Below are 25,761 nucleotides of genomic sequence, written 5' to 3'. Positions count from 1 at the left end.
CGCGTCAGCCGCCTCCGGACAACTTGCCGGTCAGAACTCGCGCCAGCTGTCGCCCGGGTCGCGCTCGCCCGGGTCCAGGCGCTGCTGGCCCCACGAGAAGATCATGAACAGCTTGTGGCTCCGGATCCGAAACTGGCCCGTCATCGGATCGATCACGCCGAGAGGGGCGCCGGTCTTGGCGTCGTAGAGAAATCCCGAAAACTCGGCCACGCCGACCCGGTCGCGGCGGCTGTACACTGACAGTTCCGGCAGCGAAACCACGTTGAAGCTGTCGTTGATCGGGATGCGCATCTCCGGCACGCCGAACACCCGCCGCATCTGCTCAAGCGACAGGGCCCCTGCGCGAATCTCGAAGATGACGTCCGCCTCTTCCCGCGTCCGGGCGAGGGCGTGGCCCCCCTTCGACAGGGACTCGCGGATGGCGCTGACGGCATACGGAGCGTTCTCGGCCCGGAAGTAGCTGTCGTCCACGAAGACCCGCGAGGCCTTGGGCACCGGCAAGGTCAGGCCGTCCACAGCGTCGTCGGCGGCGCGCGCGACCAGCAACTGTTCGGTCGCCGTGCGACCCGGATAGGTCTCGCTGGTGGAGGCGCAGGCCGTCAGCAGCAGCGGCAGGGCAAGGGCGAGGGCGCGCCTCACCACGACCCCACGTTCGGCATGGACGACCAAGGCTCTTCGGGCGGCAGACGCTCGCCTTCCTGAAGCAGCTCGATCGAGATCCCGTCGGGAGACCGGACGAAGGCCATGTGGCCGTCGCGCGGTGGGCGGTTGATCGTCACGCCCCCGGCCAAGAGGCGCCGGCAGGCCGCGTAGATGTCGTCCACCCGGTAGGCCAGATGGCCGAAGTTGCGGCCGCCCGTGTAGTCCTCGGAGTCCCAGTTGTACGTCAGTTCCAATTCCGGCGAACGCTCCGCGGCGGAGCGGTCGAGGTCCTTCGGCGCGGCGAGAAAGACGAGGGTGTAACGCCCCGCCTCGTTTTCCATGCGCCGGACTTCCTGCAGGCCCAGCAGGTCGCACCAGAAGCGCAGGGCGGCGTCGAGGTCCTTCACGCGGACCATGGTGTGCAGATAGCGCATGAGCTCTTCCGGGGAGGGGAGGCCCGGGCCTTCTAGCCCGCCCGGGGCGAATCCCCGGTCAATTCGTGTGACTCAATGGTCGCCGGCGTGACGGGGCGACGGGTCTTCATAGTTGGCCTTCAGGCCCCTGGGCGCCTTCTTGCCCTGCTGACGCACGAAGCGCCGGTCGCAGTAGCCGCAGTCAACGAAGGGTTTTTCGCCCAGTTCCAGCCAGACCAGCGGATGCCCCAGGGCGCCGCCGCCGCCGTCACAGGCGACGCGGTGGCCGGTGACGGCGAACTGTTCCGGCGGGGGCAGGGCCTCCGGCGAGACGATGGCGGGCACGCGCGCGGTCATTCGGGGCTCACGACTTGGCGGGACGGGGTCGGCGGCATACCTATGCGGCCCCCCGCGCGGCGTCAAACGGCCCGGCGGCAGCCCAAGGCTCCCATGTCCGATCCTTCCGCCCTTCCCGCCGACGCCGTCCGCATCCGCGGCCTGACCAAGACCTACGCCGGTTCGAAGTCGTCGCCGCCCAAGGAGGCCTTGAAGGGCGTCGACCTGACCATTCGGCGCGGCTCGATGTTCGGCCTGCTGGGACCCAACGGCGCCGGCAAATCTACGCTGATCAACATTCTCGCGGGCGTGGTGAACAAGTCGGGCGGCGAGGTCGTCGTCTGGGGCCGCGACCTGGATCGGGATCCCCGCGGCGTCCGCGCGGCTCTGGGCGTGGTGCCGCAGGAAATTTCGGCGGACGTCTTCTTCACCCCGCGCGAGGCGCTCGAGGTTCAGGCCGGCTTCTACGGCGTGCCGGCGAGCCGGAGGCGCTCGGACGAGCTGCTGGCGGCTCTGGGCCTGGCGGACAAAGCCGGGGCCTATGTGCGGGCCCTGTCGGGCGGCATGAAGCGTCGGCTGATGGTGGCCAAGGCGCTCGTGCACAACCCGCCGATCCTGATCCTGGACGAGCCGACCGCCGGCGTGGACGTCGAGCTGCGGCGTCAGCTGTGGGCCTATGTGCGCGAACTGAACGCCGCGGGCGTCACCGTCATCCTGACCACCCACTATCTGGAAGAGGCGCAGGAACTCTGCGACACCATCGCCATCGTCAATCGGGGCGAGGTCGTGGCTTGCGAACCGACTCCTGTGCTGCTCCGCCGGCTCGACACCCGCAACGTGGTGGTCGTGCCCGAGGGCGAGCTGGCGGCGACGCCGGCGCTGGACGGGTTCGAAGTCGCGCCGCGGCCGGGCGGCGCCTTCGCCGTCACCTATCGCAAGGGCCAGGGCTCGGTGGAAAGGGTGCTGGCGGCCGTACGTGCCGCGGGGGTGACCATCCAGGACGTCTCGACCGAGGATCCGGACCTCGAAGACGTCTTCGTCGCCCTGACTTATGGCGACGTCTCGCGGCCCGATCCGACGCGGGACTGAGGGCCGTCAGACGATCATCACCGTTCCAAGCAGCACGCGGGCGCCGGCGCGGCCGAGAATGCGGTCGGTCTCGGACTGGAGTTCCCGCGCCAGCCGGTCCACGTCGGGCGGGGCGCCGGGCAACAGGGCCGAAGCCGCCCTCTGCACCACGCCATTGTAGGCGGCGCGCAGGCGTGGAGCCGACTGCGTCGCTCGTGTGCGAAGGGCCGCGTCGGGCACGTCGACGCCGGTCTCCACCGTCATGACGCCGCTGCCTCCGCCCGCGCGCCGGGCGTTGGCCGTGACGGTCGACAGTCGGACGTAGGTGGCCGGGCCGCCGCCTCCCCGGCCGCCGGCTAGGTCACGCGGGAGTCCCAGAAGAGCGCGTCTGTCCATCGGCCCAGACTGCACGACCCCGCTTGACGTCGGGTTAAGCCGTCAGATCTCGAGGATGAGCTCGCCCCGGTCGAGGTCGATGATGACGCGGCCGAACACCCCCAGGACGTCGACGCCGATCAGCATGGCCGGCTCCTCGGCCAGGCCCAGGTGACGGAAGATGTGGAAGTCGCCCATCAGCACGCCGAGGCGATCCATGACCATGCCGCCCATGCGGACCGAGTTGACCGACATCGGCTGTGCGGCCGCCGACGCGCCCGTCGGCGACTGCACCCTGCGTCCGGCGGAGGCGTCGACGAGGGTCAACGGCCGCGCCTGCGCCGCCTCGGCGAGCGCCGGGTTGATCAGACTGACCGCCGCGCCGGTGTCGACGACGCCTTTCGCCCGCCGCCCGCGGACCATCATGTCGAGGGTGATCAGGCCTCTCGCCGGAGCGCCGGGCGGAGCTGGCGGCGGGGTGAAGGTGACGCGCGGCCTCTCGGCTTGCAGGAAGGTGTCGTCGTCCATCCGGGGCCGGCCGATGGACGTGCCCCGCCGACCGCGCAGTCTCAGGTCGACTCTCTGTCCGGCCAGAAGATCCAGGCCCAGCAGCCCGTCCAGTCCGATGAGCCCGCTGCGCGCGCCGACCGCCAGCCGAACGCCCTCACGGCTCAGGGCGCCGCTCACGAGGGACGGCGCCCTCACCAGCTCGACGGGTTCCGCCCCGACGACGGTGTGCATGATGGTGCGTCCGGCCGGCGTCAGCCCGAGCTGGCCGACGAGATCCGACGCCACGACCGACGCCGTCGCCGCGGTGTCGAGCGCGAACATCAGATCGCGACCGTCGAGCCTGACCGGCACGGTGGAACGTCCCACGCGATCCGTGCCGTCCTGCGCGACGGCTGGCCCCGTCGCGGCTATGCCGATCAGCCCCGCGAGGACGCCCCGACGGTCTGCTGCGATCATGTCCGTTCCTCCCCGTTTTGGACGATGGCACGACGGGAGGGCGACGGCGAGTGCATCATATAAGGATATCCTTATGCGATGTTGCCGCGAGGGCGGGGAGCGGCTATAGGCGCGCGACCTCACTCCTCGCGAAAGCAGAGCCATGACCGACTACATCGTCCGCGACATCTCCCTGGCCCCCTACGGCAACAAGGAGATCGCCATCGCCGAGACCGAGATGCCGGGCCTGATGGCGCTGCGCGCGGAGTACGGCGCGGCCCAGCCGCTGAAGGGCGCCCGCATCGCCGGCAGCCTGCACATGACCATCCAGACCGCCGTGCTGATCCAGACCCTGGAAGCGCTGGGCGCCGAGGTTCGCTGGGCGTCGTGCAACATCTTCTCGACCCAGGACCACGCCGCCGCCGCCATCGCCGCGAACGGCACGCCGGTCTTCGCGACCAAGGGCGAGACGCTGGAGGAGTACTGGGAGTACGCCCACAAGATCTTCGAATGGGCCGACGGCGGCTATCCGAACCTGATCCTGGACGACGGCGGCGACGCGACCCTGCTGTGCGTTCTGGGCCCCAAGGCCGAAAAGGACCCGTCGGTCCTGAACAGTCCGACCAATGAAGAGGAAGAGGCCCTCTACAAGGTCATGAAGCGCTACCTGGCCGAAAAGCCCGGCTTCTATTCAGCCATCCGCGACGCCATCGGCGGCGTGTCGGAAGAGACGACCACGGGCGTGCACCGCCTGTACCAGATGGCCGAGCGCGGCGAGCTGCCCTTCCCCGCGATCAACGTCAACGACAGCGTCACCAAGTCCAAGTTCGACAACCTGTACGGCTGCCGCGAGAGCCTGGTCGACGCCATCCGTCGCGGCACCGACGTCATGCTGTCGGGCAAGGTCGCGGTGGTCTGCGGCTACGGCGACGTGGGCAAGGGCTCGGCCGCCTCGCTGCGTCAGGGCGGCGCCCGCGTGATCGTCACCGAGATCGATCCCATCTGCGCCCTGCAGGCCGCGATGGAAGGCTATGACGTCCAGACGCTGGACGACGTGGCGGACAAGGCCGACATCTTCGTCACCGCCACGGGCAACAAGGACGTCATCACCGTCGATCACATGCGGCGGATGAAGAACAACGCGATCGTCTGCAACATCGGCCACTTCGACTCCGAGATCCAGGTCGCGGGGCTGCGCAACTTCAAGTGGGATGAGATCAAGCCCCAGGTCGACCACATCGAGTTCCCGGGCGGCAACAAGATCATCCTGCTCTCCCAAGGCCGTCTGGTGAATCTGGGCAACGCCACGGGCCACCCGTCCTTCGTCATGTCGGCGTCCTTCACCAACCAGACGCTGGCCCAGATCGAGCTGTGGACCAACAAGTCGAAGTATCGGAACCAGGTGTATGTCCTGCCCAAGCACCTCGACGAGAAGGTGGCCATGCTCCACCTCGAGAAGCTGGGCGCGAAGCTGACGAAGCTGACGAAGGAACAGGCCGACTACATCTCGGTCCCGGCCGAAGGCCCCTTCAAGCCGGACCACTACCGCTATTGATTGGTCCGGCCCGGCGGCCGGCGCGGATCAATTCCCGCCGGTCGCGGGTCGCGACCCTCGCTGGCCCGCCTCGAGGATCGGCATGCCCGCCTCGGTGGGGATGTAGATGATCTGGCGGTCCTGCTGGTCCGCCGTCTCCCTCAGCATGTCGATGTAGGCCCAGCGGAGATAGTTCTCCGGCCCGCCCAGGCTCTGGGCCATGATGCGGTTCGCCTCGTTCGTTCCGCGCGCCCGCTCGACTTCCGCCTGCGCCGTCAGCCGCGCCGAATCCAGCGCCGCCTGCGCCTCCAGCACGCGGATGCGACGGTCCTGCACCGCCTGCTCATAGGCCGCCTTGCCGGCCATCTGCTTGCGGTAGACGTTATAGGTCGGCAGGCCCAGCAGGACGCCGACGACCACCGCCAGCGCCAGCCCGGCCAGCACCAGCATCGACCCGATTCCGCGCATCTCATCCTCCGTGGCTGCGAACCGCAAGGCGATCAGCCGGGGCGAAGGAAGTCAACTCAGCGCGGGACGACCTCCAGCAGGTCCAGCGTCGATTCATAGACCGGATAGGGCATCACCAGCCGCCAGCGGCGGTCCGCGAACCGTTCCCAGACCCCGACGATGTCGCGCTCCGGATTTTGCCCGTAGGAGCTGGCGTTCGGTTCGGTGCTCAGAGCCAGGCCGCCGAGGAAGATCATCCGCTCGGCGGACTCCGGGAACAGGAGGCCCGTCTGGCGCTGGGATCCCGTCAGCTTGGAGAAGCGCAGGCCGTTCGCCGTCCGCTCGATCCGGCAATCGAACCAGCCGTAGACCACGTAGCCCAGGCCTCCGCGACCGCCCTGATTGCCCAGCTTGATCGTGCGGCAGCGATAGTCGCCCACGGGCGGCTCGGCGCCCGGTCGAGCCGCGTCGGGATCGATCAGGTTTCCGACCGAGGCCAGGTCGCCCGAACCCTCGTCGCGGCGCGCCTCGGTCAGGGCCTGCGACCAGGCCCGGTCCAGCCGGTTCAGACGGTCGCGGTCGCCCGCCGTGATCGGTCCGCGCCAGTCGGTAAGGACGCCGCCGCTTCCCGGCGGGGGCGGGGGCGGGGGCGGCGTGCCCGGACCGGCCGTCCCGCCGGCCGACGCGCAAGCCGAGGTCAGCAGGGCCAGGCACAGAAGGGGGACGGCGACGCGCATGCGGAAACTCCTCGACGACGATGCGACGAGAAAGCGTGCGCCCGGCCCCGTCAAGGGTCGAACGCCGCAGCCTGACGGCGGTTCGACTACTGGTCGGAGGCGACTTCGGCCTTGCGGCGCGGGGCGCGCTTCTTCGGGGCCGGAGCCTGGGCGGCGACCTCGTCGGACCCGGACGCCGTCTCGACGGCCGCCCGGGACGGGGTGCGGCGCGTCAGAAAGCCGGGCAGGGCTCCCGTCTCCGCCTCGTCGTCGGGCACGGTCCCGGCGACCGGGGCCGGCTCGGTGGGACGGTCTTCGCCCGCGTCCGACGGAGCCTCGGCGGCGACGGACTCTCCGCGTTCCTCGGCGAAACGGCGCTGGCGCTCCTGCTGGCGGCGCTCCCAGCGTTCCCGGCGGGTTTCGCGGCGACCGCCGCCCTCGCCCTCGGCCCGGGCCTCGCCGTCCTCGCCGTCGCGCTCGCCGCGATCCTGACGCTCGCGATCCTGACGCTCGGGACGGTCGCGGTCCTGCCGCTGCTCGCTGCGCTGCTGCTCGCGACGGCGCTCCTCTTCGGCCGCGCGGTCGGCGGCCTGCTGGGCGGCGAGGAAAGCGGCCGCCTGAGCGCCGGATTCGTCCTCGAAGTCGATGTCGAAACCCTGACCCGCCATCTCGCGCTGGGCGATCTCGCTGGCCGGACGCTGGGGCTGAAGCGCCCGAAGGACGCGGAAATAGTGCTCGGCGTGCTGCAGATAGTTCTCAGCCAGAACCCGGTCGCCGGCCGACGAGGCGTCGCGCGCCAGCTGCATGTAGCGCTCATAGACCGTCTGGGCGTTGCCGCGGACCTTGATGTTCTCAGGGCCCTGCGAATCCCACGAGCGGTTCGGGTTGGCGCTGTTCGCGCCGCCGCCGCCGCCGGCCTTGCGGTTGCGTCCGCGCTGACGCTTCATGCCCTTGAAATCTCTCATGCAGGCTTACCGTCCTGGGGGCGCCGCGAGCCCTGGGCTCGTCCGGTCGCCGGGTGGTCTTTCCGTTCGCTTCGGGCGGAACCCGTCGTCGATGTTGCGGAAAAAGGCGCGTCGCCCCGGCGCATCGGCGCTTCGACCGCTCGCGCGTCGCCGGGCGAACCGGCCCGGGAAGGTGCGATTGGGTGGGAGACGGGGCAGACTTAGCGCGCCGGGCCCCGCTTGGGAAGGGGGACCGTTCTAGAGACTGACGGGCGCCGCACGCGGGTCCGGGCCGTTGGTCACCACCCGCGCGCGGTTCGCCAGATCGAGGGTGATCTTCACGTCCTCGAAGCCGGCCGCCTCGAACAGGGCCTTGACCGCCTCGCCCTGGGTCCAGCCGATCTCGACTGCGAAGACGCCGCCCGGCTTCAACACCCGCCGGATTTCCGGAGCCAGAACGCGATAGGCGTCCAGCCCGTCCTCGCCGCCGTCGAGGGCCAGACGCGGGTCGTGGTCTCGGACCTCGGGATCCAGCGTCTCGATCTCGGCCGAGGCGATGTAGGGCGGGTTGGACACCACGAGATCGAACGAGGCGTCGTCCAGACCGGCGGTCCAGTCGGTGCGCAGGAAGGCGGCGCGGCCCTCCAGCCCGAGGTTGGCCGCGTTTTCCCGCGCCACGGCCAGCGCCTCGGCCGACACGTCGGTGCCCAGTCCGGTCGCGGCCGGGCGCTCGGCCAGCACGGCCAGCAGGATGGCGCCGGAGCCCGTGCCCAGATCGATCATCCGAAACGCCTTGCCCTCCGGGAAGGCCGGCAGGACGACGTCGAGAAGGGCCTCGGTGTCCGGACGCGGGCTGAGCACGTCGGGGGTGACGTTCAGCAGGATCTTCCAGAACCCCTTGCGGCCGAGGATGCGGGAGGTCGGCTCGCGCCGCAGCCGCCGGTCGACGAAGCCGTCGAGGGTCGAGAGCTGTTCGGCCGTCACGGCTCGATAGGGGTCGGTGAGGATGTCGGTGCGCGTGGCGCCGGTCGCCGCTTCGAGCAACAGGCGGGCGTCGATCGAGGGGCTGTCGATCCGGCCCTCCTTCAGGCGGGCCTGGGCGGACTTCCAGGCGGTCAGCAGTGTGGGCGCTTCGGACATGGGCGCCGAGATAGGCGCTCCGCCCGCGCAAGAAAAGTGAAGGAACGGGGTCGCCAGCTTCACCGTTGGCGTCTTCATGTCCGGCCCACGCCCGTCGAAACGACCCAAATCCCGTCGCGCCTCGCCGCTTTTGTGGCTCGGGGCCGCCTTCGGCGGCCTCGCCGCCGGCGCGGGGGCGGCCCATCTGCTCTACACGCGGGGCCACAAGTTCGGCATGGACCTGCGGGTCTTCCGACCCGATCCGCCGGAGCTGGGCCCGCCGCAACCGCAGGATTTCGAGGACAGGGAGCCCGGCCGGGGTCGCCTGGCGGACCGGCCGGAGCGCATCCCGCGCAAGGGGTGGACCGACATCTTCTGGCGCTGGGGCGCGTCCTACTTCGGCGACCGCGTGGGCTTCGTGGCCGGCGGCGTGACCTTCTTCGTCATGCTGTCGCTGTTTCCGACGCTGGCCGTGATCGTCACGATCTACGGCCTGTTCGCCGATCCCGCCGACGCCGCCTCACGCCTCTACTATCTCTATTCCGTGCTCCCGCCTGGAGTGGCGGAGTTCCTGTCCGGCGAGATGGACAGGCTGGCCGCCAATTCGAACACGCAGCTGACCTTCACCCTGGTCTGGACCCTGGCCCTGTCGCTGTGGACCGCGAACGGGGCGGTCAAGGTGCTCTTCTACGGTCTGAACGTGGCGTATCACGAGGTCGAGAAGCGCAACATCGTCAGGTACAACCTGCAATGCATGGCCTTCACCGTCGTCGGACTGGCCGCGGTTCTGCTCTCCGCAGCTCTCGTCGTGGCCACGCCGGTGGTTCTGGGACCGCTGGAACTGCTCGACGAATGGGCCCACCTGGCGCCCCTGCGGTGGCCGCTCCTGCTGGCCGTCTACGTCGGCGTCCTGACCCTGATCTATCGCATGGGACCGTGCCGGGCCCGGGCCCGCTGGCGGTGGCTGACGCCCGGCGCGATCGCCGCCGCCCTGCTCAGCCTCGTCCTGTCGTTCGGCTTCAGCTGGTTCCTGACCAACTTCGTGCGCACCGCCTCCTACGGCCCGCTGGCGGCGATGATGGGTTTCCTGCTGTGGACCTGGCTGACGGTGCAGATCATCCTGATGGGGGCCGAACTGAACGCCGAGATCGAACACCAGACCGCCGTGGACACGACCACCGGCCCGGCCCGGGCCATCGGCGATCGAGGTGCGGTGGTGGCGGACACGATCGGACCTCGACGCGGCAACCCCGCCGCCCTGGCCTTCACCCTGAAGCACGCCGAAGCCCTGTCGGACCGGTTGCTGAAGCGGCGGATCGGAAGACGCTAGACGCCGCCGTCGCTTTCTCTAAGCGTTGCCGGATGATCACCGCCGACGCGCCGTCGCCTCCAGTGAAGACCCCGGCTCTGGCCGTGCTGTTCGCCACCGTCTTCATCAATCTGGTCGGTTTCGGCCTGGTCGTGCCGCTGCTGCCCTTCTTCGCGCGCAGCCTGGACGCGTCGGCGTGGCAGATCACCCTGATGTTCTCGGCCTATTCGCTGGGCCAGTTCTTCGCCGAGCCCTTCTGGGGCCGGCTTTCGGACCGGATCGGGCGCAAGCCGGTTCTGCTGATCACCCTGATCGCCAACGCCGTGGGCTATCTGGCGCTGGCCTTCGCGCCGAACATCTGGATCGCCGTCTTCATCCGCCTGTTCACGGGCTTCGGGGCCGGCAACATCTCGACGGTGCAGGGATACGTCGCCGACGTGACGCCGCCGGCGCAGCGGGCCGGCCGCATGGGCCTGATCGGCGCGGCCTTCGGCATGGGCTTCATCGTGGGGCCGGGCCTCGGCGGCGTCCTGACCCAGCCGCAGCTGGGTCACGTCGGATTCCAGCTGCCGATCTTCGTGGCCTCGGGCATGGCGGCGCTGGCGGCGGTCGGCGTGGTGCTGTTCCTGAAGGAAAGCCGCGCGAAGGTCGATCCCGCCGCGCCGCGCCCGGCCTTCCTGTCGGGGCTGCGCGACGCGCGCGACAATCCGGTGATCTCCCGCGTTCTGACCGTGACCCTGATCTACATGGCCGGCTTTTCGGCGATGGAGAGCGTCTTCGGCATCTGGGCCGAGGACCGCTACGCCTGGGGCGCGCGCGAGGTGGGCCTCAGCTTCATGGTGGTGGGGATCGTCTCGGCCCTCAACCAGGGCATCTTCACCGGCCGGCTGGCACGCCGCTTCGGCGAGACGCGGGTGCTGGCCGCGGGCATGCTGATGTTCGGCATTTCGCTGATCCTTCAGGTGATCGCCCCGCCTGCGTGGTTTCCTTCGCTCAGGATCGATCTCGGCCTCTTCGTCCTGCCGGTGGTGCAGGGATGGATCGTTCCCCTCTGCATGGTCATCGGAGCCTGCGGGATGTCGCTGGCCATGCCCAACATCTCGGCCGTCATCAGCCGCTCGACCGCGCCCGACCGGCAGGGCGCCATGCTGGGGCTGAACATGGCGGCGGGTTCGATCGCGCGGATCATCGGTCCGATCGTGGCGGGGGCCCTGTTCTCCGGCCTCGGCCACGACTGGCCGTTCCTCGTGGGGGCCATGCTCACCATCCCGGCCGCCGTCATGGCGATCAATGCGGGCGCGGCGCTGCGCCGACAGTCCGCGGCCGCCTAGGCGAACTCCGCCTCCAGATCGGCCAGGCGCGCAGCCTGATCCTCGGCGATCAGGGCGTCCAGCATCGGATCGAGGTCGCCCTCGAGGATCTGCGGCAGGCTGTGCAGGGTCAGGCCGATCCGGTGGTCCGTCACGCGGCCCTGCGGGAAGTTGTAGGTGCGGACGCGCTCGGACCGGTCGCCGGAGCCGACCTGCGACCTGCGCGCGTCCGACCGGGCCGCGTCCTTGGACTGCCGCTGCATGTCGTACAGGCGCACGCGCAGGTTCTTCATCGCCTTGTCGCGGTTCACGTGCTGCGACTTCTCCGAGGACGTCACAACGATCCCGGTCGGCAGGTGGGTGATGCGCACGGCGGAATCCGTCTTGTTCACGTGCTGCCCGCCCGCTCCGGAGCTGCGATAGGTGTCGATGCGCAGGTCCTGATCGCGGATCTCGATCTCGACGTCCTCGACCTCCGGCAGGACGGCGACGGTGGCGGCCGAGGTGTGGATGCGCCCGCCGGCTTCGGTCGCCGGCACGCGTTGCACGCGATGCACCCCGCTTTCGAACTTCAGCCGGCCGAACACGCCGTCCCCGGTGACGGTGGCGACGATCTCCTTGTAGCCGCCGACCTCGCCTTCGGAGACGCAGTCGATCTCCACCCTCCAACCCCGCGCCTGGGCGTAGCGGGAGTACATGCGGAACAGGTCGCCGGCGAACAGCGCCGCCTCGTCGCCGCCGGTGCCGGCGCGGACCTCCAGCACGGCCGAGGCGTTTTCGTCCGCGTCGCGCGGGGCCAGAAGCAGGGCGACCTCACGCTCGAGGTCGGGCAGACGCACCTTCAGGCGTTCCAATTCCTCGGCCGCCATCTCGGCCATCTCGGGATCGGCCTGCATGGCCTCCAGATCGGCCATCTCGGCCCGGGCGCGGGCCAGGCCCTGGACCGCGTCGGCCACCGGCTTCAACTCGGCGTGCTCCTTCGACAGGCGCACGATCTCGGCCCCGTCGGCGGCCGCGCCCATGCGCGCCTCCACCTCGTGGAAACGGTCCAGCACCTGATCGAGACGGGCCTGGGGCAGGCGCAAGCGGCGGCGTCCTTTGCGGAAATCGGGCCGGAGCGATAGCGGACGCGCGGGCGGGCGTCCATGCGGTCACGTTCGCGTCAGTGGGGCTGCGGACCGGAACCCGAAGCGCCACCTTGGCCGTTGACCGGCTGAAGAGGCGTTCCGGGGGCTGAATGGACACCTTCCTGCTGTTTCTCCTGGTCGGCCTGCTGGCGCAGGCCGTCGACGGCGCCCTGGGCATGGCCTACGGCGTGATCTCGACCTCGGTGCTGCTTGCCTTCGGCGTGCCGCCCGCGACCGCCAGCGCCAGCGTGCACGGCGCCGAGGTGTTCACCACGGCGGCCTCGGCCGGCAGCCATGTCGCGCACCGCAACGTAGACTGGCGCGTGTTCGTGCCGTTGGCGGCCGCCGGCATGATCGGCGGGGCGCTGGGGGCCTATGTTCTGACCGGCATCGACGGCGACGCGGTGAAGCCGTTCATCATCGCCTACCTCGCCGTCATCGGCGCCTGGATTCTGTGGCGGACCCGCAAGGGGCGCGAGACGCGGCGCATGCGGCCGGCGTGGATCACCGCGCCGCTGGGTCTGGTCGGGGGCCTGTTCGACGCGATCGGAGGCGGGGGCTGGGGTCCGACGGTGTCGTCGACCCTGATGGGCGCCGGGGCTGAGGCGCGGCGGGTCATCGGCACGGTCAACTCGGCGGAGTTCCTCGTGACCTGCACCATCTCGGCGACCTTCGTATGGGCCCTTCTGACCGGTCGCTGGAGCGACGTCGGCGCGCTGCACGATCATGCTGCGGCGGTGGGCGGACTGGTGGTCGGCGGCCTGATCGCGGCGCCCTTCGCCGGGCACATCGTCAAGCGGGTGCCGCAGCGGGCGCTGAGCTATGCGGTCGGCGGCCTGCTGATCTGCCTGTCGATCTTTCAGGGCCTGCAGGTGGCGGGCGTCGTCGCCTAGGCGGCGTCGGGCCGCGTCTGCGCGAAGCTGGGACGCGGCTCCAGTTCGGTCTGCAGCGCGACCAGCCTCGGCCGGCCGTCGGCCCAGTCGAGGTCCGGGTGGCGGAAGCCGACCCAGGTGACCAGCACGCCCGCCGTGATCCGTCCCATGTCCAGCGGCAGGCCCGGCGCGATCCCCGGATCGGCCTCCAGCCGGTCCAGCACGCGATTCAGATTATCGGTCCAGCGCGCGATCCACGAGGCGGACCGCTCGTGCTCCGGCCGGCGCAGCTCCAGCACCCGCTTCACGCCCATCTCGAGGCCCGAGGCGGCCAGGGTCTCAAGCCGCTTTATCCGCCACCGCTCCGGGCCGTCGGGGGGCAGCAGGCGAGGGCCGGCGCCCGTGACGTCCAGCCATTCGCAGATCACCGGGCTGTCGGTCAGGACGCCGTCGTCGGTCTCCAGCGCCGGCACCTGCACGATCGGATTGGCCGCGACCAGGCGCGGATCGGAGGCATAGGGATCGACCGCGATCTCCTCGACCGCCAGCCCCTTCTCCCGCGCCACGATCCGGCACTTGCGGGCATAGGGCGAGGGGACGGTGACGTGAAGGCGGGGCGTCATTCGGCGGCGACCTTCTCCGCCGCGCGGGCGGCTTCCAGTTCGGCGGCCTTGCGCTCGACCATGTCGACGATCTCCTCGACCATGTCGGCATTGGCCAGCTTTCGGGCGATCGCGCCGTTCAGGTACATCATGCCCGAGCCCGCGCCACCGCCGGTGAAGCCGACGTCGGTGTACAGGGCCTCACCGGGGCCATTCACGACGCACCCGATGATCGACAGAGACATGGGCGTGGTCACGTGGGCGAGCCGCTCCTCCAGGATGCCGACCGTCCTGATGACGTCGAAGCCCTGCCGCGCGCAGCTGGGGCAGGCGATGATGTTCACGCCGCGATGGCGCAGGCCCAGCGACTTCAGGATGTCGAAGCCGACCTTGATCTCCTCGACCGGATCGGCGGCCAGCGACACGCGTATGGTGTCGCCGATTCCGGCCCACAGCAGATTGCCCATGGCGATCGAGGACTTGATCGTCCCGGTGCGCAGCGGCCCCGCCTCGGTGACGCCGACGTGCAGCGGACAGTCGATGGCCTCGGCCAGCTGATGATAGGCGGCCACCGTCAGGAAGGGGTCGGACGCCTTCACCGAGATCTTGAACTCGTGAAAGTCGTGGTCCTGCAGGATGCGCGCATGGTTCAGCGCGCTTTCGACCATCGCCTCGGGACAGGGCTCGCCGTACTTCTCCAGAAGTTCCTTTTCCAGGCTGCCGGCGTTGACGCCGATGCGCATGGAGCAGCCGTGGTCCTTGGCCGCCTGGACGACCTCGCGCACCCGGTCCGGACTGCCGATGTTGCCCGGATTGATGCGCAGGCAGGCCGCGCCCGCCTGGGCCGCCTCGATGCCGCGCCTGTAGTGGAAGTGGATGTCGGCCACGAGCGGGACGCGCGCTTCTCGGGCGATGGTCCTGAAGGCGACGGTGGACTCCACGTCCGGGCAGGAGACGCGCACGATGTCGGCGCCGGCCTCCTCCAGCTTGCGGATCTGGTCGATCGTCGCCCTCGCGTCGGACGTCGGCGTGTTGGTCATCGACTGGACGGTGATCGGCGTGTCGCCGCCCACGAGAACGTCGCCGACGCGGATCTGGCGGCTCTTGCGGCGCTCGATGTGGCGCCAGGGGCGGACGTGCGTGTGGTCGGCGGTCATGGACGGCGAAGATAGGCGCAACGCCTCGTCAAAACCATGTCCGCGAGGCGCGGATCAGCGCGTCAGGGAGTCGTAGGCGACGCCCGGCCCTTCTGCGGCGGGGGCGGCCGGACGCGCGGCGGTCGTGGTCGGGGCCGGAGCGGTCGCCGACGGCGGCGCGGCGGCGGCCTCGCGCGCGGCGCGGTCCCGGGCGGCGGCTTCCGCGGCGGCGGCGGTCTGACGGGCCCTGGCCTGGGCCTGCCCGTTCAGCGTCCCGACCTGGGTCTGGGCGGTCGGCAGGGTCCCGGCATGCTCGCCGAACATGTAGACGTCGAAGGCGGCCGGGTCGGCCACGTCGATCACGGCCGTGACGCCGCGAGGCGCGCGCCATGCCTCTCCCGCGGCCATCTGGCGTGCGAACAGGACGCGCTGGTCGGGCATGCGCACGACGACGTAGGCCGGGCGGCGCGCCTGGATGATGACGTCCGACGATCCGGCGGCCGCGCCATGCACGGCGCCGCGCGGGTTGAAGGCGCGGGCCACGGGGCCGGTCGACGCCTCGGGGGCCCCCTCGACCGGGGCGGCGCCCGTCAACTGCTCTTCCAGACCCGGCGTGACGTAGAGAACCGGGACGGTCTGCTCCGCCGGCGCGGGACGCGGGGCCTCCAGCGTGGCGGGATTGTCCTGCCCCAGCACGCCGCCCAGACTCCAGGTCTCCGGCACGGCGACCAGGTCGGACCGCGACGGCGCGTCCAGCAGGTTCAGGCGCTGGAAGACGTTCCAGCCCAGCACCGCCACCACGACGACCGCCACGGCGGCGATGACCCGCGGGGAATGGCGACGCACCTCCTCGAAGGCGACCCCGACCGGCGGCTGCAGCGGCACGGAGCCGTCCGGCACGTCGCGCTTGAATCTTTCCACCGCAAGCTGCTCGTCCAGGCCCAGGGCGTGGGCGTAGGCGCGCACGTAGCCGATGGCGAAGACCCGGGTCGGCAGGACCGACCAGTCGTTCTCCTCCAGCGCCGTCAGATAGCGGACGTGCACCCGAGTGGCGGTGGAAAGTTCGGCCATCGACCGGCCTGAGGCCAGTCGGGCGGCGCGCAGACCGGCGCCCAGAGTCGGCGCCTCGGTGATCGGAGGCACGGGGTCCTTCCAATCCGGATGCGCCCTGAACTCGTCGGGGACGTTCCCCGTATCCAGCGCCATTACGCCCGACCCCACACTCGCCCCGACCGGTCCGGCCGAGGCGTCACGCACACACGGGTCGCCGAATACAAGGTAACCATGACGGAAATCGCGTCCCCCACGACCGGCGCCCGTCTCGTCCTGTGGATAACCCATGAAGCCCGCCCGTTCAACGACTTCGTTAACGACGTCGTGCCGTCCCGTGCCGGGACGATTCAGAGGGCGACGTTCAATTTCCGGGCCAGGGATTCGATCTCGTTACGGACGGAACCGGCGGAAGAGCCGAGCAGGCCCGGCATGGCCCGCCGCGCGGCCGTCAGGTCGGCGGACAGCACCATCCGCTTGACCGGGCCGACGCCGCCGGCCGGCGCGGACAGACGGTGGAAGCCCAGCGTCAGCAGGGCGAAGGCCTCCAGAGGCCGCCCGGCCAGTTCACCGCACACGGACACGGGCGTGCCGGTGTCGACGCACTTCCGCTGGATCTCGGCCAGGGCCCGCAGCGCGGGGGGCGACAGGGGATCGTAACGGTCCGAAACCATCGGGTTCGTCCGGTCGGCGGCGAACATGTACTGCAGCAAGTCGTTGGTCCCGACCGAGATGAAGTCGGTCAGCGGCAGCAGGGCGTCGAGGTGCCACAGCAGCGAGGGGCATTCGACCATCGCCCCGACGCGCAGCACCGCCGGAAGCGTCCGCCCGCGCCGCCGCGCCCAGGCGCATTCCTCGTCCACCATCTCGCGGGCCGCGCGGAATTCGTCGACCGTCGCGATCATGGGGAACATGACCCGCAGCTCGCGCCCTGAGCCCGCGGCGAGCAAGGCCCGAAGCTGCATGCGCAGCAACGCCGGCCGGTCGAGTCCCAGGCGGATGGCGCGGCGACCCAGGGCCGGGTTCTCCTCGCGCTCGCCCTGGTCGAGGTACGGCAGCACCTTGTCGCCGCCGACGTCCAGCGTCCGGAAGGTCACCGGCCGATCGCCCGCGGCGTCCAGGACCAGCCGGTACAGCGCCGTCTGCACGTCCAGACGGGGCAGTTCGTCCGACACCATGAACTGGAACTCCGTGCGGAACAGGCCGATGCCTTCGGCGCCCGTCTCGTTCAGATTCTCAAGATCGACGGCCAGGCCCGCATTGGTCAGCAACGTCACCCGCGTGCCGTCCAGCGTCACCGCCGGAACGTCGCGCAGGCGAATGAACTCCGCGCGCCGCTGGTCGCGGACCTCCATGCGCGAGCGCACCGCCTGCAGCATGTCGGGACGGGGCCGCAGGTGCGCCTCGCCGGTCTCGCCGTCTGCGATGACGAGGTCGCCCTCCGACAGCCGGTCGCGCAGGCCTTGCAGACGGCCGACGCACGGGATCTGGAGGGCACGCGCGACGATGGCGGCGTGGCTGGCGGCCGACCCCTCCTCCAGCAGCAGACCCTTCAGCTTGTGCCTCGGATACTCAAGCAGATCCGCGGGCCCCAGATTGCGGGCCACCAGAATGGCGTCGTCCGGCAGATCGCGCTCGCCGGGCTTGTCGCCGGCCAGAATCCGCAGCAGCCGGTTCGCGAGATCCTCGAAGTCGTGCAGCCGCTCCTTGATGTAGGGATCGCGCGCCTGGGCGAAGCGGGCGCGGTGCTCGTTACGCACCCGGTCCACCGCCGCCTCGGCGGTCAGGCCGTTGCGCACCGCCTCCTCCAGAGACCGGTTCCAGCCCCGGTCGTCGGCGAACATGCGATAGGTCTCGAGAACCTCGAACGAGGGCCCGGCAAGGTTGCCCAGACCGCCTTCCAGCATGTGATCGACGTCGGACTTCAGACGGTTGAGCGCCTCGCGGAGCCGGATTTCCTCGACCTGCTGGTTCTCGGCCAGCAGCCGTTCGGGCGGCAGGGGCGCCTCGTGCAGAACGACGTGCCCGAAGGCCAGACCGTCGCCGAACTTCTGGCCCTTGATCCGCTCCGGCCGGTGCGGCGCCACCTCGATGTCGCGCAGCTCCTCCTGGGCCAGCAATTCGCCCGAGGCGACGGTCTCGGCCAGCACCATGGCGATGGTCTGGATGTCCTCGACCTCGTCCTCGTCATAGCGGCGCTCTGCGCGGTTCTGGACGACCAGAACGCCGATGGCGCGGCCGCCGCGCAGCAGCGGCGCGCCGAGGAAGGCGTGATACGGATCCTCGCCCGTCTCCGGCCGGTAGGAAAAGCTGGGGTGGGTCGGCGCGTCCGACAGGCTGATCGGCTGGGCCAGCCGCGCCACCTCGCCGACCAGACCCTCGCCCGGCCGCAGGCGCGTGTTGTGGACCGCCTCGCGGTTCAGGCCCTCGGTGGCGAACAGCTCCAGCTCGCCCGACGCGCGGCGCAGGTAGATCGAGCACACCTCGGCGACCATCGACCGGGCGATGATGCGCACGACGCCGTCCAGCCGCTCCTGGGCCGGGGCCGCGCCGGCCATGGCCTCGCGGATTTGACGCAGGAGGTTTCGCGGCCCCCTCGTCGTCATGGCCGGTCCTGTCGGCATGACCGCTCCGGTTCGCGCCCCCGTGCGGGCGCCGTTGACGTCTATACCGCCTCCAGCCCGTAGGCCGAATGCAGGGCCCTGACGGCCAGTTCGGCGTAGGCGGCGTCGATCAGGACGCTGATCTTGATTTCGGAGGTCGAGATCGCCTGGAACTTGATGCCCTTGTCGGCCAGGGCCCGGAACATGGTCTGGGCCACGCCCGCATGACTGCGCATGCCGACGCCGACCACCGACACCTTCGCCACGTCCTCGTCGACGCGGATGTCGGAGAAGCCAAGGGCGTCCTGGGCCTGTCGCATCAGCTCGGCGGCGCGCGGGGCGTCGCGGCGCCCCGTGGTGAAGGTCAGGTTGACCGCCCCTTCGGTGCGCGACTGGCTCTGGACGATCATGTCCACGTTCACCCCGGCCTCGGCCAGGAGGGTGAAGACCTCCGCGGGGGTCTCCGTGCGGTCGTTGAGGCCGAGCAGGGTGATGCGGGCCTCATCCCGGCTCATCGTCACGCCGGACACGATGCGTTTCTCCACGATCTCCTCCTCGTCGCAGATCAGGGTGCCGCCCTTGTCGGGCAGGCGGCCGGTTTCGTCGGGTTCGATGAAGCTGGAAAGGACGCGCACGGGCACGCGCTTCGCCATGGCCAGCTCGACCGAGCGGGTCTGCAGGACCTTGGCGCCCAGCGACGCCATTTCCAGCATCTCCTCATAGGAAATCTTCTCGATGCGCCGCGCGCGGCTCTCGATGCGGGGGTCCGTCGTGTAGACGCCGTCCACGTCGGTGTAGATGTCGCACGGGCACTCCAGCGCCGCCGCCACCGCCACCGCCGATGTGTCGGATCCGCCGCGGCCCAGCGTGGTGATCCGCCCGTCCCGCGTCACGCCCTGGAAGCCCGGCACCACAGCCACCTCGCCGCCGTCCAGCGCCCTGCCCAGCACCTCGCCCGGCACGTCCTCGATGCGCGCCCGACCGTGGGCGTCGTCGGTCAGGATGGGAATCTGCCAGCCCATCCAGCTGCGCGCGTTCACGCCCATGTTGCGCAGGGTCAGGGCCAGCAGGCCGCTGGTCACCTGCTCGCCGGACGCGACGACCACGTCGTACTCGTCGTCGGAAGGTTCGATGCCCTGCGCGGGCCGCCCCGCGCCGTCGGTCCACGCCACCAGTTCATTGGTCTTGCCCGCCATGGCCGAGACCACCACGGCCACCTTGTTTCCCTGCGCCACCTCGGCGGCGACGATGCGGGCGGCGCGCCTGATGCGTTCCAGGTCGCCCATCGACGTGCCGCCGAACTTCATCACCAGGCGCGTCATCGTGAAACGGGGGGCTCCGGCTTGCGGGAAAGGGGCCGGCGGTCCATGCCTCCGGTCATGGTCGGTTCTAGCGATGGGTCCGGGGCGCGCAATCCCCAAACCGAAGCCGCATCGGCGGCGGAGGGGCCGTCGATCGACCCCGCCGACGTGGCGCGCTTCTCGGCCCAGGCGGCGGAGTGGTGGGATCCGAAGGGGCCGTTCGCCCCGCTGCACCGCTTCAACCCGGCCCGCCTCGCCTTCCTGCGCGACCGGTTCGAGGCGCGGTTCGACCGCCGCGGGCGGGGCGCGTTCGAGGGCCTGAGCCTGATCGACGTCGGCTGCGGCGGCGGCCTGATCGCCGAACCGATGCGGCGGCTGGGGTTCGCGGTCACCGGCGTCGACGCCTCCACCGAGAACGTCGGCACCGCCCGCGCGCACGCCGAACAGATGGGGTTGAACATCGCCTATCGCGCCGCCACGGCCGAGCAGGTCGCGGCCGAGGGCCGGACCTTCGACGTGGTGCTGGCGCTCGAGATCGTCGAGCACGTGGTCGACCCGGACGCCTTCCTGAAGACCTGCGCCTCCATGGTCGCCCCAGGCGGGCTGCTGGTCGTCGCCACCCTGAACCGGACGCTGAAGTCGCTCGCACTGGGCAAGGTGATGGCGGAGTACGTGCTTCGCTGGGTGCCCGCCGGCACCCACGACTGGCGCCAGTTCCCGAGGCCTGAGGAGGTCGCCGCCATGCTGGAGGGCACGGGGCTGACCGTGTCGGGACCCTTCGGCGTCGCCTATGACCCGCTGAACGACCGCTGGGATCAGAGCGCCGACGCCGGCGTGAACTTCTTCATGGTCGGCACACGCGGCTGATTACGCCGATTTCACCTAGCTTGCGGGCTTGTAACGGGATTTCGAAGCGGCGCCGTGGGAGGGAGGCCCATCTCTTTTCCCCGAACGGAGCCTTCCCGTGCACAAGAAACTGACCGTCCTCGCTCTCGCCGCCGCGGCCCTCGCGACCAGCGCCTGCGTCACCGTGATCGACGCCGGCGACGGCGGCGACTACGCCTGGACCGGACAGGGCGCCCAGCCCTTCGACTCGGCCCGCGACCAGTGCCGCGAGCGCGCCGGCGACCGCGAAGGCACCACCGCCTTCATCCAGTGCATGTCCGAGAAGGGCTGGACCCGCACGAACGACTAGGACGGGCAGCGGGCGTTCAGCGGCGCGGCCCTGAACGTCCAGTCCATCGATCGCGGCTGACCGTCGATCGTGCCCTCGATGCGGGCGGTCAGGACGTCGCGGTCCCTCGCGTAGATGATCCGCGTCGGGAAATCGTTCTCCGCGTTGACGAACACCGCCCGCGCCGGGCCGCTTTCGGAAAGCGTGAAGGCCGTCGGCGCGCCTCCGCCGGGCTGGGCGACGTAGGCGAAGCCCTGGGCCGTCGGCCCGATCCGGGCCATCTCGAACGAGACGCGGCCATTCCCGCCCAGGGTCACCGCATGACCGACCATCAGTCCGCCGCGCGGGTCGCTCCAGGTTTCGGAAACCTCGCGTCCGTCGGAACAGTCGAGCCAGTATCCCGAGATCCACGACAGATCGGGATCGGGCGCGGCGGCCACGGCGGCGGCGAAGACGACGGCTGTGAGCATGATCGGACCCCTCGGTTGAGGCTTGACCTTTAGGTCACTGACCCGAGACCGGTCTTGTAGGATTGCGACGCGATGGCCCGGGCCAGTTCCACCTGCTCCCGCGCCCAGACCTTGGCCGTGCACCCCAGAAACCGGCGAAAATCGCGCGCCATGTGCGGCTGGTCGAAATAGCCCGCCCGCAATCCCGCCTCCAGCCAGTCCACTGCCGCGTCCGGGCGCCGCGCGTGATCGAACACGCGCCGGAAGCGAAAGATGGAGCGCAGCAGGCGGGGAGAGACTCCCACCCGGTCGAGAAATCGCCGCTGAAGGGCGCGCCGGGCGGCGGCGTCGCGCGGTTCGCTCTCCTCCCCGGATTCCAGTCGCGTCACTTCGGCCCGAACCGCGGCATCCAGCGTCCAGCCGCCGTGGCGTCCACGCTCCGCGTCCAGCCAGTCGCCCATCATCCGCGCCTGCGTCCCGGGGTCGCCCTCCGGCAGAGACAGGCCCGTCAGCCTTTCGACCATGTCCAGCCGCCGGTCGGTCGCCAGCGCCAGCGGCGCGCCCAGCCAGTCCCGCGCGCCGTCGGGGTGGAAGCGGACCGCGCACAGTTCGATCGGACCGGCAGGACGCATGGCCAAGGGCCGGGTCATCTGGCCGGCGAAGATGGCCGGGGGTTGCAGCCGGAAGGCGCCGTCGTCGCCCTGCTCCGCGTAGGGAGAACCGAGGTCGAGAATCAGCTCGGGACAGCCGTCGGGCGCGATGCGCTGGATCGTTGGGCTGGGATCGGGCGCGGCATAGGTCCAGATCGTCCGCACCCAGGGGCGAAGGGCCTCGGGCGGATCGAACTCCCGATAGCGCTCCTCCGCCTCCAATTCAGTGGGCCTTGGCCGGATCAGGCGGCAGGGGCGCCACCGGGACGCCGTCGTCCTTCAGCTTCCTGACCTCGGCGGGGGTGGCCTCGCCGTAGATCTCGCGTTTCTCTGACCGTCCCTCGTGGATGTCGCGGGCTTCCCGCGCGAAGGCGTCGCCGACGTAGTCGAAATTGGCCTCCACGTGGCTGCGCACCTCGCGGGCGGCCTGCATCATCATGGTTCGCAGGGCCGTCGGGTCGGGCGCTGCGGACTTCTTCGTGCCCGCGACCGCGGGGGCCATGATCTGTTTCGAGACGCGCGTCGAGGCGCAGAAGGGGCATTCGACCAGACCGCGGGCCGACTGGTCGTCCCATTCGGACGACGAGCCGAACCAGGCCTCGAACTCATGGCCATCGTCGCAGTTCAGGGCGTAGCGAATCATCTCAGACGCGGGGCTCGGGCGGGGCGAAGTCGCGATCGTGGGTCAGTTGTGGAACGGCCCGTCGCGCGCGGCCGACGGCGGACAGGTCCAGATCGGCGAAAAGCACGTCCGGCCGGTCGTGGTCCAGCCTTCCGATCACCTCGCCCCACGGCCCGACCACGGTCGACCGGCCCCAGGTCCGGCGCCCGTCGGCGTGGCTCCCGCCCTGCGCGGGGGCGAGAATGAAGCAGCCCGTCTCGATGGCGCGGGCGCGCAGCAGGGTCTCCCAATGCGCCTCGCCCGTCGGCACGGTGAAGGCCGCGGGCACGGCGATCATGTCGGCGCCGGCGCGGGCGAGCGTCCGGAACAGGTGCGGAAACCGCACGTCATAACAGACGGTCAGGCCAAGTCCGCCCCAAGGGGTCGGGGCCACCACCGCCCGTTCGCCGGGCCGCACCGCGGCGCTTTCGCGCCAGCGCTCGCCGGTCGGCAGGTCGACGTCGTAGACGTGCAGCTTGTCGTAGCGGGCGACGGTTTCGCCCCGGTCGTCGATCAGCAGGGAGCGGTTGGCCGCGCGGGCGTCGTCGGCCCGGCCGGATTTCACGATCGCCGAGCCGATCAGCAGCCAGACGCCAAGCTCCGCCGCGAGGGCCTTCAGCCCCGCCACCGCCCCGTCGTCGCCCTCGTCGGCCAGCAGGGCCTCGCGCCGATCCCGGTCCTGCACCAGAAGATTGGTCCCCTCGGGCGTCAGGACCAGCCGCGCCCCGCCCTGGACCGCGCGGCGGATCAGCGGCGCGACGTGGGCCAGCCCCTCGGCCGGATCGGCCGGGGTCGTGGTCTGCACCAGAGCGACGCGCAGGGTTTCGCTCATGCGGCCAGCAGCGCGTCCAGTTCGCCCTTGCGGTCCAGCGCATGCAGGTCGTCCGACCCGCCGACGTGCCGGTCGTTGATGAAGATCTGGGGGAAGGTCATCCGCCCGTTCGAGCGCTGGATCATCTCCTGCTTCTTCTTCGGGTCGTTCGAGGCGACGATCTCGGTGTAATCGACCCCCTTCCGCGCCAGCAGGGCCTCGGCCATCGAGCAGTAGGGGCAACCCGGTTTGGTGTAGATGACGACGTCGGCCATTCGGATCTCCTTTTCCCGTCCCGCTTCAACGCACGGGGACGCGACGGGGGTCATGTAGGCAAGGTGCGCGCCGCGCGCACCCGGGCCACGACCGCCAGGTCGACGGCGCGCGCGCCGGCGTTCAGCAGGACCCCGGCGCAGGCCTCGGCCGTGGCGCCGGTGGTCAGCACGTCGTCGACCAGCAAGACGCGGCGGCCGTGCACCGCCCGCGCTCCGGCCGGCGTCACGGTGAAGGCCGACTTGACGTTCAGCCGCCGCCCGCGCGCGGACTTGCCGCCCTGACTGGCGGTGCGGACCGTCCGGATCACTGCGTCGGGCAGGAACTGGCGGTTGGCCGCCTTCGCGAGGGGGCGGGCGATCTCCGCCGCCTGGTTGAAGCGCCGGGACAGGAGACGCAGCCGGTGGAGCGGCACGGGCGCGACCGCGTCGCAGTCGGTCAGCAGGGGCGCGGCGGCCCGCTCGAGCCAACGCGCGAACAGGGGCGCGAACTGCTGCTGATCGCCGTGCTTCAGCCGCAGGATCATCATTCGCGAGGCGTCGTCGTAGACGCAGGCGGCGCGGGCGCGCGCGAAGGCATGGGGTTTGGCCACGCAGGCCGCACACCGCACCTCGGCGAAGGCTCCGCCGTCATGTTCGAACGCCGCGCCGCAGCCGTCGCAGACCGGGTCTTCCAGAAAGGTCACGCGGCTGAACGCCCCGGCCGTCAGGCCCGCCGCCCCCATGGCCTCCGCCGCATCGTGCGCGAGGGGCGGCAGGACCAGGTCGGCGAGGCCGCGACAGAAGTGGGCCAGACGGGGTCGGGCGGCTTCCCAGGCGCGGGTCCAGGCCCCATCCTGTGACGACAATGACCCCTCCCCGCCTGTTCGACCCCGCCCGACGCGCCGCCCGTCTTGAGCGGAGCCGGCCCCTGTTCGCCGGGGCCGACTTCCTGCATCGCCGCGCCGCGCTGGGACTGGTCGAAAGCCTGGAAGCGATCTTGCGCGACTTTCCGGCCGTCGTCGACCTGTCGCCCCACCCGGCCGCCTTCGCCGGGGCCCTCGCCGCGTCCGACGCGGCGGAGCGGATCGGCGTCCCCATCGTCGTCCCTCCCCCCATGGGGCCGGAGGATCTGGATCTGGCCCCCGCCTCCGTCGACCTGATCGTCTCCGTCCTCGGTCTGCACTGGGTCGAGGACCTGCCGGGACTGATGACGCAGGCGCGGCGGGCGCTGAAGCCTGACGGCCTGTTCCTGGCGGCCATGTTCGGCGGGGCGACGCTGACCGAGCTGCGCCAGGCGTTGACGGCGGCCGAGCTCGAGATCACCGGCGGGGCGTCGGCGCGAGTCTCGCCGTTCGCCGACGGATTCGACGGAGCCGCCCTGCTGCAGCGGGCCGGCCTCGCCCTGCCCGTGTGCGACGTGGACAGGGTGACGGTGCGCTATGACGACCCGGTCGCGCTGATGAGCGATCTGCGCGCGATGGGCGAGACGGCCGTGCCTGCCGGTCCCCTCCGCCCCCTGCGGCGCGACGTGCTGATGCGGGCCGCCGAAACCTACGCCCAACGGTTCGCCGGCGCCGACGGCAGACTGCCGGCCACGTTCGAGATCGTCTTCCTGTCCGGCTGGGCCCCCCACGAGGGCCAGCAGAAGCCCCTGCCCCGCGGCTCTGCCAAGGTCCGGCTTGCCGACGCCCTGGGCGTGGTGGAGCACAAGGGCGACTAGATCAGCCGCCGCCCATGGCGCTGCGGAGGGCGTTCATCGCCCCGTTGAAGATGCCCGTCGAGGTGTCGCCGAAGGCGACCAGCGCCGTCAGGATCACGAGGAACATCAGGGAGATGATCAGCCCGTATTCCAGGGACGTCGCCCCGGAGCGGTCCTTCAGGAGACGGCGCAGCAGTCGCATCACGCCTCCCTT

30 protein-coding genes are annotated in these 25,761 nt (G+C 70.6%); 8 read left to right on the top strand and 22 right to left on the bottom strand.

The genetic code is table 11. The features are described from left to right. Positions 1-30: 30 nt before the first annotated feature. The 3 genes from EFJ44_RS01270 to EFJ44_RS01260 all read right to left on the bottom strand — a co-directional run bounded on the left by EFJ44_RS01270 (position 31) and on the right by EFJ44_RS01260 (position 1,412). A complete protein-coding gene (locus EFJ44_RS01270; RefSeq protein ID WP_125255379.1) occupies positions 31-642 on the bottom strand; it encodes a DUF6655 family protein in 612 nt (203 codons plus the stop codon). Then, complete coding sequence (locus EFJ44_RS01265) at positions 636-1,076, bottom strand: VOC family protein (protein ID WP_125255378.1); 441 nt, start codon at positions 1,074-1,076, stop codon at positions 636-638. Before EFJ44_RS01265 ends, EFJ44_RS01270 begins: the two co-directional genes overlap by 7 nt. Before the next feature lie 72 nt (positions 1,077-1,148). After that, positions 1,149-1,412 carry a zinc-finger domain-containing protein gene (locus EFJ44_RS01260; RefSeq protein WP_125255377.1) on the bottom strand — a complete coding sequence of 88 codons (264 nt, stop codon included), beginning with the start codon at positions 1,410-1,412 and terminating at the stop codon, positions 1,149-1,151. Between the two features lie 93 nt (positions 1,413-1,505). Here EFJ44_RS01260 and EFJ44_RS01255 point away from each other — a divergent pair, with 93 nt between their 5' ends. Beyond that, the gene (locus EFJ44_RS01255) at positions 1,506-2,480 is read left to right on the top strand and encodes an ABC transporter ATP-binding protein (protein ID WP_125255376.1); all 975 of its coding nucleotides are present in this window, start codon (positions 1,506-1,508) and stop codon (positions 2,478-2,480) included. A 6-nt stretch (positions 2,481-2,486) separates the two neighbouring features. Here the strand turns inward: EFJ44_RS01255 and EFJ44_RS01250 are convergent, their stop codons facing one another. Both EFJ44_RS01250 and EFJ44_RS01245 read right to left on the bottom strand, forming a co-directional pair. After that, complete coding sequence (locus tag EFJ44_RS01250; RefSeq protein WP_125255375.1) at positions 2,487-2,855, bottom strand: Tat pathway signal protein; 369 nt, start codon at positions 2,853-2,855, stop codon at positions 2,487-2,489. Positions 2,856-2,897: 42 nt separating this feature from the next. Then, positions 2,898-3,800, bottom strand: a complete 903-nt coding sequence (locus EFJ44_RS01245) for a pepsin/retropepsin-like aspartic protease family protein (RefSeq protein WP_164511820.1) — start codon at positions 3,798-3,800, stop codon at positions 2,898-2,900. A 142-nt stretch (positions 3,801-3,942) separates the two neighbouring features. On the opposite strand from EFJ44_RS01245, the gene ahcY reads away from it, so the two are divergent. Beyond that, complete coding sequence (gene ahcY, locus EFJ44_RS01240; RefSeq protein WP_125255373.1) at positions 3,943-5,334, top strand: adenosylhomocysteinase; 1,392 nt, start codon at positions 3,943-3,945, stop codon at positions 5,332-5,334. Positions 5,335-5,361: 27 nt separating this feature from the next. Here the strand turns inward: ahcY and EFJ44_RS01235 are convergent, their stop codons facing one another. The 4 genes from EFJ44_RS01235 to prmC form a co-directional block, all read right to left on the bottom strand. Further along, a complete protein-coding gene (locus tag EFJ44_RS01235) occupies positions 5,362-5,781 on the bottom strand; it encodes an SPFH domain-containing protein (RefSeq protein WP_125255372.1) in 420 nt (139 codons plus the stop codon). Between the two features lie 56 nt (positions 5,782-5,837). Continuing rightward, a complete protein-coding gene (locus tag EFJ44_RS01230) occupies positions 5,838-6,497 on the bottom strand; it encodes a DUF4893 domain-containing protein (RefSeq protein ID WP_125255371.1) in 660 nt (219 codons plus the stop codon). A gap of 86 nt (positions 6,498-6,583) precedes the next feature. Continuing rightward, positions 6,584-7,441 carry a DUF4167 domain-containing protein gene (locus EFJ44_RS01225; protein WP_125255370.1) on the bottom strand — a complete coding sequence of 286 codons (858 nt, stop codon included), beginning with the start codon at positions 7,439-7,441 and terminating at the stop codon, positions 6,584-6,586. A 237-nt stretch (positions 7,442-7,678) separates the two neighbouring features. Continuing rightward, positions 7,679-8,560, bottom strand: a complete 882-nt coding sequence (gene prmC / locus EFJ44_RS01220) for a peptide chain release factor N(5)-glutamine methyltransferase (RefSeq protein WP_125255369.1) — start codon at positions 8,558-8,560, stop codon at positions 7,679-7,681. A 76-nt stretch (positions 8,561-8,636) separates the two neighbouring features. Between prmC and EFJ44_RS01215 the strand changes: the two genes are divergently transcribed. Further along, positions 8,637-9,869, top strand: a complete 1,233-nt coding sequence (locus EFJ44_RS01215; RefSeq protein WP_125255368.1) for a YihY/virulence factor BrkB family protein — start codon at positions 8,637-8,639, stop codon at positions 9,867-9,869. Positions 9,870-9,901: 32 nt separating this feature from the next. After that, the gene (locus EFJ44_RS01210) at positions 9,902-11,179 is read left to right on the top strand and encodes an MFS transporter (protein WP_125255367.1); all 1,278 of its coding nucleotides are present in this window, start codon (positions 9,902-9,904) and stop codon (positions 11,177-11,179) included. Here the strand turns inward: EFJ44_RS01210 and prfA are convergent. Further along, entirely contained in the window at positions 11,176-12,243 is a 1,068-nt protein-coding gene (prfA, locus tag EFJ44_RS01205) for a peptide chain release factor 1 (RefSeq protein ID WP_125255366.1), read from the bottom strand. The two genes, EFJ44_RS01210 and prfA, sit on opposite strands and share 4 nt — an antisense overlap. A gap of 152 nt (positions 12,244-12,395) precedes the next feature. On the opposite strand from prfA, the gene EFJ44_RS01200 reads away from it, so the two are divergent. Next, positions 12,396-13,178 carry a sulfite exporter TauE/SafE family protein gene (locus EFJ44_RS01200; RefSeq protein WP_125255365.1) on the top strand — a complete coding sequence of 261 codons (783 nt, stop codon included), beginning with the start codon at positions 12,396-12,398 and terminating at the stop codon, positions 13,176-13,178. On the opposite strand, the gene EFJ44_RS01195 is transcribed toward EFJ44_RS01200, so the two are convergent. The 5 genes from EFJ44_RS01195 to EFJ44_RS01175 all read right to left on the bottom strand — a co-directional run bounded on the left by EFJ44_RS01195 (position 13,175) and on the right by EFJ44_RS01175 (position 19,870). Further along, positions 13,175-13,780 (bottom strand): glutathione S-transferase N-terminal domain-containing protein, encoded by a 606-nt coding sequence (locus EFJ44_RS01195; protein ID WP_125255364.1) that lies wholly within the window; start codon positions 13,778-13,780, stop codon positions 13,175-13,177. The two genes, EFJ44_RS01200 and EFJ44_RS01195, sit on opposite strands and share 4 nt — an antisense overlap. Beyond that, positions 13,777-14,916 (bottom strand): flavodoxin-dependent (E)-4-hydroxy-3-methylbut-2-enyl-diphosphate synthase, encoded by a 1,140-nt coding sequence (ispG, locus tag EFJ44_RS01190; protein WP_125255363.1) that lies wholly within the window; start codon positions 14,914-14,916, stop codon positions 13,777-13,779. Before ispG ends, EFJ44_RS01195 begins: the two co-directional genes overlap by 4 nt. A gap of 54 nt (positions 14,917-14,970) precedes the next feature. Further along, complete coding sequence (locus tag EFJ44_RS01185) at positions 14,971-16,101, bottom strand: helix-turn-helix domain-containing protein (RefSeq protein WP_125255362.1); 1,131 nt, start codon at positions 16,099-16,101, stop codon at positions 14,971-14,973. A 194-nt stretch (positions 16,102-16,295) separates the two neighbouring features. Next, positions 16,296-18,569, bottom strand: coding sequence for a phosphoenolpyruvate--protein phosphotransferase (ptsP, locus tag EFJ44_RS01180; protein ID WP_125255361.1), 2,274 nt, complete (start codon positions 18,567-18,569; stop codon positions 16,296-16,298). 41 nt (positions 18,570-18,610) lie between these two features. Continuing rightward, positions 18,611-19,870, bottom strand: a complete 1,260-nt coding sequence (locus EFJ44_RS01175; RefSeq protein WP_125255360.1) for an aspartate kinase — start codon at positions 19,868-19,870, stop codon at positions 18,611-18,613. Positions 19,871-19,927: 57 nt separating this feature from the next. On the opposite strand from EFJ44_RS01175, the gene ubiG reads away from it, so the two are divergent. Together ubiG and EFJ44_RS01165 are read left to right on the top strand one after the other, a co-directional pair. After that, positions 19,928-20,716 carry a bifunctional 2-polyprenyl-6-hydroxyphenol methylase/3-demethylubiquinol 3-O-methyltransferase UbiG gene (ubiG, locus tag EFJ44_RS01170; protein WP_125255359.1) on the top strand — a complete coding sequence of 263 codons (789 nt, stop codon included), beginning with the start codon at positions 19,928-19,930 and terminating at the stop codon, positions 20,714-20,716. A gap of 97 nt (positions 20,717-20,813) precedes the next feature. After that, positions 20,814-21,044, top strand: a complete 231-nt coding sequence (locus tag EFJ44_RS01165) for a hypothetical protein (protein WP_125255358.1) — start codon at positions 20,814-20,816, stop codon at positions 21,042-21,044. Here EFJ44_RS01165 and EFJ44_RS01160 read toward each other — a convergent pair. From EFJ44_RS01160 to EFJ44_RS01135, 6 genes are read right to left on the bottom strand one after another with little or no spacing between them, the layout of a single operon-like run. Further along, positions 21,041-21,493 carry a DUF6265 family protein gene (locus EFJ44_RS01160; RefSeq protein ID WP_125255357.1) on the bottom strand — a complete coding sequence of 151 codons (453 nt, stop codon included), beginning with the start codon at positions 21,491-21,493 and terminating at the stop codon, positions 21,041-21,043. The genes EFJ44_RS01165 and EFJ44_RS01160 overlap by 4 nt on opposite strands. Positions 21,494-21,522: 29 nt before the next feature. Beyond that, on the bottom strand, positions 21,523-22,344 hold the full coding sequence (locus EFJ44_RS01155; RefSeq protein WP_125255356.1) for an AraC family transcriptional regulator: 822 nt from the start codon (positions 22,342-22,344) through the stop codon (positions 21,523-21,525). Between the two features lies 1 nt (position 22,345). Beyond that, on the bottom strand, positions 22,346-22,765 hold the full coding sequence (locus tag EFJ44_RS01150) for a DUF1178 family protein (protein ID WP_125255355.1): 420 nt from the start codon (positions 22,763-22,765) through the stop codon (positions 22,346-22,348). 1 nt (position 22,766) lies between these two features. After that, entirely contained in the window at positions 22,767-23,615 is an 849-nt protein-coding gene (locus EFJ44_RS01145) for a carbon-nitrogen hydrolase family protein (protein WP_125255354.1), read from the bottom strand. After that, the gene (gene grxC, locus EFJ44_RS01140; RefSeq protein WP_125255353.1) at positions 23,612-23,869 is read right to left on the bottom strand and encodes a glutaredoxin 3; all 258 of its coding nucleotides are present in this window, start codon (positions 23,867-23,869) and stop codon (positions 23,612-23,614) included. The genes EFJ44_RS01145 and grxC overlap by 4 nt, the downstream gene beginning before the upstream one ends. A 50-nt stretch (positions 23,870-23,919) precedes the next feature. Continuing rightward, positions 23,920-24,714, bottom strand: coding sequence for a ComF family protein (locus tag EFJ44_RS01135; RefSeq protein ID WP_420897361.1), 795 nt, complete (start codon positions 24,712-24,714; stop codon positions 23,920-23,922). On the opposite strand from EFJ44_RS01135, the gene EFJ44_RS01130 reads away from it, so the two are divergent. Then, on the top strand, positions 24,714-25,568 hold the full coding sequence (locus tag EFJ44_RS01130) for a methyltransferase domain-containing protein (RefSeq protein WP_125255352.1): 855 nt from the start codon (positions 24,714-24,716) through the stop codon (positions 25,566-25,568). The genes EFJ44_RS01135 and EFJ44_RS01130 overlap by 1 nt on opposite strands. 1 nt (position 25,569) lies before the next feature. Here the strand turns inward: EFJ44_RS01130 and EFJ44_RS01125 are convergent, their stop codons facing one another. Continuing rightward, the gene (locus tag EFJ44_RS01125; RefSeq protein ID WP_125255351.1) at positions 25,570-25,749 is read right to left on the bottom strand and encodes a Flp family type IVb pilin; all 180 of its coding nucleotides are present in this window, start codon (positions 25,747-25,749) and stop codon (positions 25,570-25,572) included. Between the last annotated feature and the right edge of the window lie 12 nt (positions 25,750-25,761).

Source organism: Brevundimonas fluminis (assembly GCF_003934285.1).
Classification (GTDB): Bacteria; Pseudomonadota; Alphaproteobacteria; order Caulobacterales; family Caulobacteraceae; genus Brevundimonas; species Brevundimonas fluminis.
Note: the sequence above shows the minus strand (reverse complement) of the source record. Positions and strands in the feature narration are given on the sequence as shown.

Coding starts and splice junctions, on each gene's coding strand:
- EFJ44_RS01265 (WP_125255378.1), bottom strand. CDS start 1,076: ATGCGCTATCTGCACACCATGGTCCGCGTGAAGGACCTCGACGCCGCC.
- EFJ44_RS01260 (WP_125255377.1), bottom strand. CDS start 1,412: ATGACCGCGCGCGTGCCCGCCATCGTCTCGCCGGAGGCCCTGCCCCCG.
- EFJ44_RS01255 (WP_125255376.1), top strand. CDS start 1,506: ATGTCCGATCCTTCCGCCCTTCCCGCCGACGCCGTCCGCATCCGCGGC.
- EFJ44_RS01250 (WP_125255375.1), bottom strand. CDS start 2,855: ATGGACAGACGCGCTCTTCTGGGACTCCCGCGTGACCTAGCCGGCGGC.
- EFJ44_RS01245 (WP_164511820.1), bottom strand. CDS start 3,800: ATGATCGCAGCAGACCGTCGGGGCGTCCTCGCGGGGCTGATCGGCATA.
- ahcY (WP_125255373.1), top strand. CDS start 3,943: ATGACCGACTACATCGTCCGCGACATCTCCCTGGCCCCCTACGGCAAC.
- EFJ44_RS01235 (WP_125255372.1), bottom strand. CDS start 5,781: ATGCGCGGAATCGGGTCGATGCTGGTGCTGGCCGGGCTGGCGCTGGCG.
- EFJ44_RS01230 (WP_125255371.1), bottom strand. CDS start 6,497: ATGCGCGTCGCCGTCCCCCTTCTGTGCCTGGCCCTGCTGACCTCGGCT.
- EFJ44_RS01225 (WP_125255370.1), bottom strand. CDS start 7,441: ATGAGAGATTTCAAGGGCATGAAGCGTCAGCGCGGACGCAACCGCAAG.
- prmC (WP_125255369.1), bottom strand. CDS start 8,560: ATGTCCGAAGCGCCCACACTGCTGACCGCCTGGAAGTCCGCCCAGGCC.
- EFJ44_RS01215 (WP_125255368.1), top strand. CDS start 8,637: ATGTCCGGCCCACGCCCGTCGAAACGACCCAAATCCCGTCGCGCCTCG.
- EFJ44_RS01210 (WP_125255367.1), top strand. CDS start 9,902: ATGATCACCGCCGACGCGCCGTCGCCTCCAGTGAAGACCCCGGCTCTG.
- EFJ44_RS01200 (WP_125255365.1), top strand. CDS start 12,396: ATGGACACCTTCCTGCTGTTTCTCCTGGTCGGCCTGCTGGCGCAGGCC.
- EFJ44_RS01195 (WP_125255364.1), bottom strand. CDS start 13,780: ATGACGCCCCGCCTTCACGTCACCGTCCCCTCGCCCTATGCCCGCAAG.
- ispG (WP_125255363.1), bottom strand. CDS start 14,916: ATGACCGCCGACCACACGCACGTCCGCCCCTGGCGCCACATCGAGCGC.
- EFJ44_RS01185 (WP_125255362.1), bottom strand. CDS start 16,101: ATGGCGCTGGATACGGGGAACGTCCCCGACGAGTTCAGGGCGCATCCG.
- ptsP (WP_125255361.1), bottom strand. CDS start 18,569: ATGCCGACAGGACCGGCCATGACGACGAGGGGGCCGCGAAACCTCCTG.
- EFJ44_RS01175 (WP_125255360.1), bottom strand. CDS start 19,870: ATGACGCGCCTGGTGATGAAGTTCGGCGGCACGTCGATGGGCGACCTG.
- ubiG (WP_125255359.1), top strand. CDS start 19,928: ATGGTCGGTTCTAGCGATGGGTCCGGGGCGCGCAATCCCCAAACCGAA.
- EFJ44_RS01160 (WP_125255357.1), bottom strand. CDS start 21,493: ATGCTCACAGCCGTCGTCTTCGCCGCCGCCGTGGCCGCCGCGCCCGAT.
- EFJ44_RS01150 (WP_125255355.1), bottom strand. CDS start 22,765: ATGATTCGCTACGCCCTGAACTGCGACGATGGCCATGAGTTCGAGGCC.
- EFJ44_RS01145 (WP_125255354.1), bottom strand. CDS start 23,615: ATGAGCGAAACCCTGCGCGTCGCTCTGGTGCAGACCACGACCCCGGCC.
- grxC (WP_125255353.1), bottom strand. CDS start 23,869: ATGGCCGACGTCGTCATCTACACCAAACCGGGTTGCCCCTACTGCTCG.
- EFJ44_RS01130 (WP_125255352.1), top strand. CDS start 24,714: ATGACCCCTCCCCGCCTGTTCGACCCCGCCCGACGCGCCGCCCGTCTT.
- EFJ44_RS01125 (WP_125255351.1), bottom strand. CDS start 25,749: ATGCGACTGCTGCGCCGTCTCCTGAAGGACCGCTCCGGGGCGACGTCC.